The organism is Mesorhizobium sp. M4A.F.Ca.ET.050.02.1.1, assembly GCF_003997725.1.
Lineage (GTDB): Bacteria > Pseudomonadota > Alphaproteobacteria > Rhizobiales > Rhizobiaceae > Mesorhizobium.
This window is the reverse complement of the sequence record NZ_RZSG01000828.1, coordinates 1-2,532: the sequence shown is the minus strand read 5'-3', so window position 1 is coordinate 2,532 and position 2,532 is coordinate 1. Positions and strand designations below refer to the sequence as shown.

The following is a 2,532-nucleotide window of genomic DNA, read 5'->3' as shown; positions in this document are numbered from 1 at the left end:
CAGTCACCACATCGCAAGCTAGGGTGTCGCAATCATTCCCGCCGAGGCTCGCCGTTGCCCAGCCTGACCGTCGCAGTCTCCTCAATCGTCCTCGCGGCCGCGGCATTGCTGGCCTTCCTCGTCTGGCAGGCGCGCCAGCGCCGGCGGATGCGGCGCCGGGCCGATCCGGCCCATGATTATGCGGTGCGCGCGTCCTGGCGGCCCACCGCCGGCAAGCTCAACTTCTCGTCCTATGTCTACATGGATGTCGACGGCGACGGGGTGTATGGCCTCGCCGACCGGCCGATGGCCGGCATCATGGTTCGGCTCTACGATGAGCGCGGCGGCTTCCTCGCCGCGGCGCGGACCAACTCCGCCGGCTTCGCCAATTTCCCGATGTCGTCCAGGCGACGCCGGGCCAGGATACGCGCGCCCGGCACCTACCGCTTTTCGGTCTCTGTGCCGCCCGGCTGGCGCGCCAGCAGCGGGAACGAGGACCAGTCGATACGCTTGCTGGCCGCGCCCGGCTCTGTCGCTGGCCTCGTCGGGGAGGACTTGCCGAAACCGGTCGGCCTCGCGCCGGTTCGCGTCCTGAGCGGCAGGATGCCCGCCGCGACGGGGGCGACGCTGTCGGTGACGGGCAAGGGCCAGATCCTCGACAGCCGGACGCTTGGCGCGGGCGCCGCCTTCCGCTTTCCTCTCGCCGCAGGGGCCGACACGGTGGCGATCTCCGGCGGCGGCCTCGAGCGGCAGCTCGCGTTGTCGGCCTATCCGACCGATCTTGGCCTGCTGACGCCCGCCGTCATCGTGGCCGATGCGGTGCTGAGCGCCATCGGCTTCGACGACGTCACCACGCGCGGCCTGCGCAAGCTTCCGACGGGCCATGCCGGGCTCTCCTGGCGCAATCTCAACGCCATGGCGGGCGACCACACCAAGAACAGCGAGGGCTACGTCAACGGCAATGTCTCGGGCGATCACATCGCCTATACGAGCAGCGGCCATGCGGCCGAATTCGGCCGGCACCAGCCTTTCGGGCTGCATTCGATGATGCTGACCGCGGCCTGGCTGGCCTCGGAGGGAGAGACCGCGCTGATCGAGAGCTGGCTGGGGGAGGTGCCGGTCGCGCGCGATGAGATCACGCTGTCGGCGCTGGCGCCGTGCCACTATGCGCCGATGCTGAAGGCCGTCACGCGTGTTCGCCTGTCGACGAAGCACCATTGGCAGCTTGTGGTGGATGACCTGGTGCTGGTGCTCTAGGAGCAATTCCAGGAAAAGTGCGTAGCGGTTTTCCGTCCGGAATTGCGTCAAAACAAATACTAGGAGCAATTCCAGGAAAAGTGCGTAGCGGTTTTCCGTCCGGAATTGCGTCAAAACAATACTAGAGCGGTTAAGCGATTCCATGAAACGCTGAACCGCTCCAGGAGAGCCGGCGAGGGATCAGATCAGGTTGTTCGAGCCCGCGCCGTTGGCGGTGATCGCCGAAAGCCTGTCCTTCTTCACCAGAACCGGCTTCTCATAGGTTTTCTTCATTTCAGGGGCTCCGATACAATGTCAAATCCGGCCAACGCCATGATGCTCAAGGCGCCAGCCGGGCTGAAATCACCGCGGGAGGGGAGTGGATCCGCCGTTGCGCGCCGTCACCGCCGAAAGCCTGTCCTTCTTGAGCAGGGCCAGCCTCTCGTAGGTCTTCTTCATATCCAACTCTCCATTAATCCACGAAGGATGATGTCAGACCCTCGTCTCCTGTCAACCATGACGGCTGATGTACACTGCGTGCATCCGGATAGTCACATCCCTGGCGCGAAGGTCTGCCGGATAAGCGCACTGCTTTGCCGAGGGGATCACGGATTTATTCCCGCGCGTGTGATTTCCGACACTTAGCCAGCGCGGGAAGCTGGGCTAGGATACCGATATGAGAAGAAGGGTGGGGGCATCCTATGAACAGAACGATCGACAGGCTGCTCTCGCTCCTCCTACTGGCGGCGGCCATCGCCTGCGTGATGCATGCCTGGCCGTTTCTGGCCACCGGAGCCGAGAGCCTCGCTCATCCGCTGGCCGATTCCGCCTCGATGCGGCTGACCGGCTTCCTGGTGGCGGCGCTCGCTCTGGTGGTCGGCGCGTTGCTGTTCCTTGCCGGTCTTTTGCCGGGACGGCCGGCGCATCAGGCCGGAGCGCCGCTGTTCGGCCGCGCGGCGGAGGTGCGGGATATGGGCCGGCCGCATCTCAGGCGCGTCTTCCAGGTCCTGCCGGCGGTCACTGTGCTGGCGCTGCTCGCCGACCAGCCTTGGCGGGGCGGCGAGGTGGCGAACGAACCGAAGGGCGGACAGGATGTCGCCAGCGCTCCGCCGGCCCTCGCAACGCCGCCGGCGGAGCTGGTTCTAGCGCCGGCGCCACCGGAGCAGGCGGTAAAGACGCCGCCTGCGGCTGAGCCAACGCCGGCAAGTCCGGCCGTGCCGGCTTCGCCGCCTGCCGCGCCGGCCGAGCCGCCGAAGACCGCGCTGGCGCCTCCCGCCGCCCCACCCGAGGCTCCTTCGCCACCGCAACTGGCACCGC

Annotated in this window: 3 protein-coding genes and 1 pseudogene; 2 read left to right on the top strand and 2 right to left on the bottom strand. The window is 66.7% G+C overall.

Annotated features, from left to right (window positions below; all coding sequences use genetic code 11):
• Positions 1 to 54 precede the first annotated feature (54 nt).
• Positions 55 to 1,236, top strand: coding sequence for a hypothetical protein (locus tag EOA33_RS31835; protein ID WP_127407429.1), 1,182 nt, complete (start codon positions 55 to 57; stop codon positions 1,234 to 1,236).
• A gap of 180 nt (positions 1,237 to 1,416) precedes the next feature.
• On the opposite strand, the gene EOA33_RS31825 is transcribed toward EOA33_RS31835, so the two are convergent.
• Together EOA33_RS31825 and EOA33_RS31820 are read right to left on the bottom strand one after the other, a co-directional pair.
• Positions 1,417 to 1,509 carry a putative RiPP precursor gene (locus EOA33_RS31825; RefSeq protein WP_126055267.1) on the bottom strand — a complete coding sequence of 31 codons (93 nt, stop codon included), beginning with the start codon at positions 1,507 to 1,509 and terminating at the stop codon, positions 1,417 to 1,419.
• 69 nt (positions 1,510 to 1,578) lie between these two features.
• Positions 1,579 to 1,674: a putative RiPP precursor gene (locus EOA33_RS31820; protein ID WP_126055266.1), complete on the bottom strand. Its 96-nt coding sequence runs from the start codon at positions 1,672 to 1,674 to the stop codon at positions 1,579 to 1,581.
• 242 nt (positions 1,675 to 1,916) lie between these two features.
• Here EOA33_RS31820 and EOA33_RS31815 point away from each other — a divergent pair.
• A pseudogene (locus EOA33_RS31815) lies at positions 1,917 to 2,532 on the top strand (WD40 repeat domain-containing protein); the annotation flags it as partial.